General features: G+C 36.5%; 4 protein-coding genes. 2 read left to right on the plus strand and 2 right to left on the minus strand.

What is annotated here, in order from left to right; translation table 11 throughout:
- Window positions 1-64 precede the first annotated feature (64 nt).
- Entirely contained in the window at window positions 65-772 is a 708-nt protein-coding gene (locus tag QU01_RS03700) for a M48 family metallopeptidase (RefSeq protein WP_033762134.1), read from the minus strand.
- Window positions 773-3742 (minus strand): type I restriction endonuclease subunit R, encoded by a 2970-nt coding sequence (locus tag QU01_RS03705; RefSeq protein WP_033763530.1) that lies wholly within the window; start codon window positions 3740-3742, stop codon window positions 773-775.
- A 69-nt stretch (window positions 3743-3811) separates the two neighbouring features.
- Here QU01_RS03705 and QU01_RS03710 point away from each other — a divergent pair, with 69 nt between their 5' ends.
- The gene (locus tag QU01_RS03710; RefSeq protein WP_033762131.1) at window positions 3812-6265 is read left to right on the plus strand and encodes a type I restriction-modification system subunit M; all 2454 of its coding nucleotides are present in this window, start codon (window positions 3812-3814) and stop codon (window positions 6263-6265) included.
- Between the two features lie 86 nt (window positions 6266-6351).
- Window positions 6352-7114: CAAX amino protease (locus QU01_RS03715; RefSeq protein WP_033762127.1), on the plus strand; the 763-nt coding region annotated here is incomplete at its 3' end.

A 7114-nucleotide genomic window follows, 5' to 3' on the forward strand; every position in this document is an offset into this window, starting at 1 on the left:
TGCGCTATGATGAGCCACTCAAATTAGCCGCTTAGCGATTTTATTGAAATGATGAAAACTTTATTTAAGAACGCTCCAAATAAGTTTCTTTGAGGCTGGCCTTAGCCCTTTGCCAATTGGGCAAATACAAACTCAGCAAATCCCTAAAATATTCGTTATGGTGGCGCGCTTTGAAATGCAATAATTCATGCACAACCACATATTCAATGCCCTTTCTAGGTGCTTTAGCCAATTCCAAATTAAAAAGTAGGGTGCGTTTAGCAATATTACAACTCCCCCATATCCGTTTCATTTTTTGGATCTTAAAGCTTTGTATGCTTTCGTTTAAAACTTTTTCGTATTGGTTGATGTAAGTTTGTATTTTTTCTCTTAAAACTTGTCGGTAATAGTTTTCTAGCGTTTTTAAGCGGTTTTCTAAACTTGTATTTTGATGGACATGCAAGATTAAATGCGTGGGGCTTTGGAGGACAAAGTGGTTTTTTTGAGTGTGTTCAATCTTTAACAAATAGCGTTTCCCAAAAAGGTAATGGCTTTCTCTTTCTAGCATTCCTCTTTGGCTTTGTCTGTTTTGGTTTAAAAAGTTTCGTTGCTGTTCTTTTATCCAAGGGAGTCGTTTGATCAAAGAAAGCTTAAGGCCCTCATCGTTTAAAGTTAAGGGGCAAGACACATGCACAGAGCCATTGGGCGGACAAACGCTAATGTGCAAATGTTTAATCGCCTTTTTTTCTATAACGATATGGGTATCGCTTAAAGTCAAATGATACACATTCATCTATTGATACTCATCTATATGTTTGGCTAAATTAAAGATGTTTTCTAACAAAACCTCATCGCCTATGATTTTTTTCAAAGCGTTTTTAAGGCTTCTTTCTTTGACAGAATGCCCCACCCAATCAGCTTTTTTATGACCCCTTATACACTCATCTATTTTTAAGGCTAAATTTTCATCTAAATTATCATAGAGAATTTTTAAAGCCTTAGTGTTGATCTTTTTAGGGTAATTTCTATTTTCTTTATTAATAACTTTTTTGGCTAAGTCGTGGATTTGTCGCAAGTATTCTAAATAGTTTAATTTCTTTTCTCTAAACTGGAGAATCAAATCGTTTAAAAGCAAAGACAATTTTTCATAATGCTTAGGATCGCTCGCTTCTTTTTCTATAATGCGTTTTTTAGTGTTGTTAGCGATGCTTTCTGCCATAGAGCTTTCATTTTTGAATACTTGAGATAACGCCTTATTAAAATCATTAACATTCATTTGGGTTAAAACTTCGCACAACCCTTGATCTTCTATTCTAATTAGCGTCTTGCTATCCGTGGCTTTAATGTAAGCGTCTAAAATCCGGCGCATGTCTTCGCTATAGCTTTTTAAATCCACGCTATCCCCACTACTCAAGCCAATCGTTTTTTGCAACTTCCTATAAAACTCCGCTTCTTGTTTGATGGTTTGCATTTCTTCTTTAGAATAGATGGGCTTTTCTAAATTATTCAACTCCACAAACATTCTTAAAAACGCGCCAACAAGCTTATAAAATAATTGCCTTTTTTGAACGCTTTCTTCTGCATTATCCCCACAAAAATAAGCGATATAATCCTCTTCATCTTTTGGCTCTTTCACGCTTTCACAAAGCGTGTTTAATTGCTCTCTAGCTTCTTGTAATTTTTTCTTAATCTTTTGGGATTTGTCAGAGATAAGCCCTTGAATGTCTTCTTTTTCATAGTTTTGAAACGCTTCATTGGTGTAATCGCTATGCGCTTTTTCTAAGCTATGAAACAAATCTTTATAGTCTATGATACAGCCAAAATCCTTATCTTCGCTATCTAGCCTATTCACCCTGCACACCGCTTGAAAAAGCTTATGATCTTGCATTTTCTTATCCATGTATAAATAAGTGAGGCTTGGTGCATCAAAACCGGTCAATAGCTTATCCACCACGATCAACAGCTTCATTCTAGAAGGCTCTTTAATAAAACGCTCTTTAACTTTTTCTTCAAACTCTTTATTTTTATTAAGGGCTTTTTGCGCGTCTTTTTCATCAAAAAAGTTTTGCAGCATTTTGCAATAGGTGCGGTATTTGTAACTCTCTTCATTCTCATCGCTCCCGCAATCTTTAAGATCAGCGATGGTTGGCTCATAGCTTGTGATCACAGCCACCTTATCCTTTAATTCTGTTTCTAAAAAGAGTTCAAAATACCGGCATGCGTTATACACGCTTTCAGCCACTAGCATGGCATTCCCCTTTCCATTCTTTAATCTTGGGAGTTTTGCCATATCCAATACAATATCTTGCACAATACGAGCTAATCTGTCTTTAGTGGAAAAAACTTTTTGCAAATTAACCCATTTCTTTTTAAGCTCTGTTTTAGCCGTCTCATTCAAGCCTTGGGTTTTTAATTCAAAATATTCGTCCAGCTTTTCAGGGCTACTGACATATTGATCCACGCTTCTGGCTTCATAGTTTAAATCTAGCACCACTTTATCGCTAACGGCTTCATTAAATTTATAGCAATGGATATAATTCCCAAACACTTCCTGGCTTGTCTTTTTATCTTGTTTCAATAAAGGCGTGCCGCTAAAGGCTATAAAAATCGCATTAGGGAGCAGGCTTTTCATGGCGTTGTGCAATTTAGCGCTTTGGGTTCTGTGGCATTCATCCACTAAAACAACCCATTCCTTTAAAACAGGTTGTTTTTTTAAGTCTTCTAAGTCGTTGTCATCAAATTTATGGACAAGCGAGCTAACCAAAGATTTCTTATTTTCAAACAGCGCACTCAACAAATCCTTCTTGCTGTCTGCACGATAAAGATCCTCGCCTATCCCACTAAACACGCCTTGAATTTGAGCGTCTAATTCCCTCCTGTCTGTAACGATTAAAATCCTTGCTTGTGTGGTATTTCTTCTTAGCCATTGAGCAAGCCACACCATAGTCAAGCTCTTACCGCTGCCTTGCGTGTGCCAGATAATCCCCCCTTCTTTTCTTTTGATAAATTCTTGCGTTTTTTTAATTGCAAAATATTGGTGGAACCTGGCGCATTTCTTTTGCCCCTTATCAAAAATCAAAAAATCATGGATAAATTCTAAAAACCTTTCTTTTTTTAAAAAGCATTCAATCGTCTCAAACAAATTTTTTAAAACGCCCTCTTCTTTCCAAGAAAGGTAGTATTTTTCTTTAGTTTCTATGACGCCATATTTTAGCCCTTGACTTTCATTACCCACCATAACCAATTGGATCGTTTTAAAAAAATCTCTAATAAATTCTTTCTTCTGGTTGTCTAAATTTTGCCTAATACCGCTTTCTACGCTCACGCTGGATTTTTTTAATTCTAGCACCCCTAAAGCGATCCCATTAACATAAAGCACCATGTCTGGCCGTTTCGTGTTTGGCCCTTTAACGCTCACTTCTTCAGCCACGCTAAATTCATTTTGAGAAATGTCTTTCCAATCAATGAGGTAAGTCGTTTGAGTGTTTTCATTCTGGCTTATTTTAGTTTTCACGCCATAAATCAAAAGCTCGTAAAATTTTTGATTCGCTTCGTATAAATCGTTTTTTAAAGCTTTATGGATTTCATGCTCAATTTTATGCCACCTTTCATCATTGATTTTTTGATTTTTAACTAGCCATGCCTTCAAGTTTTCTTTATTAATGTTTTTATTATCGCTCTTTGTTAAATCCCCTAAATACGCATAGCCCATGCTTTTAAAAGTTTCTATGACTTGTTTTTGAACTTCTTTTTCTGTTTTCATCATAAACCCCTTAAGAACGCTTTTTACCGCTTTATATTATAATCCTAAAAACAACATAGGGCGGTTAAAATGGCGATCAAAAAAAGCGAATTGTATAGCTCTTTATGGGCTGGAGCGGATAGTTTAAGGGGCGGAATGGATGCGAGCGAGTATAAAAACTACGTTTTGAACCTGCTTTTTTTAAAATACATCAGCGATAAAGCCAGAAACAATAATTTTAGCGAAATAGAAGTGCCACAAGGGTGTTTTTATGAAGACATCCTCGCTTTAGAGGGCGATAAGGAAATAGGCGACAAGCTCAATAAAATCATCTCCAAGATCGCAGAGCAAAACGACTTAAAAGGCGTGATTGACAGCGTGGATTTTAACGATAACACTAAGCTTGGAGAGGGTAAAGCGATGATGGACACCCTTTCTAATTTGGTTAAAATCTTTGCGGATTTGAGTTTGGGTGCGCATGGGGCTTTAGACGATGATTTATTGGGTGATGCCTACGAATATTTAATGCGCCATTTCGCCAGCGAATCCGGTAAATCCAAAGGGCAGTTTTACACCCCTAGCGAAGTTTCGCTTTTATTGTCCCTTTTGCTTGGCATTGATGAAAACACCAGACAGGATAAAAGCATCTATGATCCCACTTGCGGGAGCGGTTCGTTATTGTTAAAAGCTTCTAGCTTGGCCGGCAAAAAAGGCTTAACTATCTATGGTCAAGAAAAAGACATTTCCACAACAGCCCTTTGTAAAATGAATATGATCTTACACAATAGCGCTGATGCTGATATTGCTAAAGGGGGTTCTAGCACCCTTTCTAACCCCCTTTTTACTACTGAAAATGGCATGCTAAAAACCTTTGATTATGTCGTGGCTAACCCTCCCTTTAGCTTGAAAAACTGGACTGATGGGCTGAGCATAGACCCTAAAAGCAAGCAAGTCATTAACGATAGCTTCAATCGTTTTGAAGACGGCACGCCCCCTGAAAAAAATGGCGATTTTGCTTTTTTGCTCCACATCATCAAATCCTTAAAAGACACAGGCAAAGGGGCAGTGATTTTACCTCATGGGGTGCTATTTAGGGGGAACGCTGAGGGAGTGATTAGAAAAAATCTTTTACTAAAAGGCTATATTAAAGGCGTGATAGGCCTAGCCCCTAACCTTTTTTATGGCACTTCCATTCCTGCATGCGTGATTGTTTTAGACAAAGAAAACGCGCATGCCAGAAAGGGCGTTTTTATGATCGATGCGAGCAAGGATTTTAAAAAAGACGGCAATAAAAACCGCTTAAGGGATCAAGATGTCCAAAAAATGATAGACGCTTTTAACGCTTACAAAGAAATCCCTTATTATTCCAAAATGGTGAGCCTAGAAGAAATTAGCGCTAACGACTACAACTTGAATATCGCGCGCTACATTGCCGCCAAGCAAGAATCAGAAAAAGACTTGTTCGCTTTAATCAACAGCCACAAGGCCAGTTATTTGCCCAAAAACGAAATAAAAGCCTACGCCCCTTATTTTCAAGTGTTTAAAGAGCTTAAAAACACGCTGTTTAAAAAGAGCGATAAAGAGGGTTATTACGCTTTAAAAACAGAATGCGAAAACATTAAAGAATTAATCACCCAAAGCTCAGAATTCCAAACCTTCCACGCTTCTGTTTTAAGTGCTTTTGACCGATTGGAACTATCCACAACTTTTAATGATTTAGAGCCAGGTTTTAACCCAAAAACCCTCATAGAGAGCGTTTGCTCAAAAGTTTTAAAAGAATTTGAAAAGGGTGAAATTTTAGACAAATACGGCGTGTATCAGCTCTTTAAAGATTACTACAACGAAGTCTTGCAAGACGATTGGTTCCTTCTTTCATTCAATGGCTTTATAAGCGCTAAAGAATTAAGGAAATTAACCCCCCTAAAAGACAAAAACAAAAAAGTCAATTATTTAGAGGAGCCGGATTTTGTCATTCAAAAAACCCACTATAAAAGCGATCTAATCCCTAAAAACCTGATCAAACAACGCTTTTTTGAAAAAGAAACAAAAGAATTAGAAGAATTAGAAAACGCCCTCAATGAAAAAGAGGCCCTTTTAGATGAATTTATAGAAGAGCATTCTAACGAAGAGGGGCTTTTTTATGAGTTGAAAATCAACGAAAGCGTTTTGAAAAAAGAGCTAAAAAACGCCACCGATTTAGAAGATAAACAAATCCTAAAAACCGCTTTAGAATGGCTAGAAGCTAAAAACAAGGTGCTAAAAATGAAAAATAAAGCCCATGAGGAGCTGGAATTAAAAGCGTTCCACCAGTATAAAAACCTTGAAATCAATGAAATTAAGGATCTCATCATCAAAGACAAATGGCTTAAGAGCCTAAAAAACGCCCTAGAAAACAAGATTTTAAAACGCATCAACGCTTTTGCTAGCGCCCTTAATGAAATCATTCAAACTTACTCTAACGGCTTGTTAGAACTAGACAAAGAAGTCAAAGAGAGCGAATCAAAAGTTTTAGAGCATTTGAAAGATTTGGGGATTGTCGTTTGATATTAAAAAGTTTGGAGTGCCTTTTGACTAGCGTATCCTCGCTATGAGACCTCCAAACTAGAAGAGATTATAGCACAGGAAATTTAATGGAACTTGAAAATGAAGTTTTTAATCGTATTTTAAAGCATCTAGCCCTAAAAAACCCCCTTGCTTTCAAAAATAAGGGTTTAGATCAATTAAAAAAATCTATTAGCGTGTTACACTATGACTATCTCATAGGCGCTAGTAAGGAATTGGGTATCGTGTTACAAAAATACCCCAATAAAGAAAATGAAATCAATAACCTTTTTGATTTTTTAATGCATTTTTACAACAAACGGACTAAAACGCACCACATGCTTTTTTTATGGATACATTTTTTTGAAACGGCTTTGCGTTCTAAAATGGCGGTTATTTTGGCTCAAAAACACAGCAGCAAGGATATTGACGATTGGTTTTTATCTAAAAAGCTTAGCCATAAGATCGAGCGCTTAAAAAACACCCACCATTTAGAAAGCTTAAAAGGATACAATGGCTTTCAAATCTTAAATTTATTCACTCTTGGCGATTTAGAAACCATTATTAAAATGTATTGGAGCGATTTTAAACCCTTATTTGCAGATTACAAAACATACAACGAGTATGTTTTGCCAACCTATGGCACTTGGGAACATTTTTTAAAGACTTTCAGCTTGATACGAAAAGCTAGGAATGACTTATTCCACAACAACCCTTCTAAAATCAAAACAAGTTCGCTAGTTAAAAACATTGAAATCTTGCTATTAAGGCTGGATTTTAACCCTAAAAACGCTTTTGATAACACCCTAAAATTAGAACGCACTATCTTTTTTAAAACCATTCAAAAGAACG

Origin of the sequence: Helicobacter pylori SA221C, assembly GCF_000476855.1 — a bacterium.
In the GTDB taxonomy this organism is placed as follows: domain Bacteria; phylum Campylobacterota; class Campylobacteria; order Campylobacterales; family Helicobacteraceae; genus Helicobacter; species Helicobacter pylori_DK.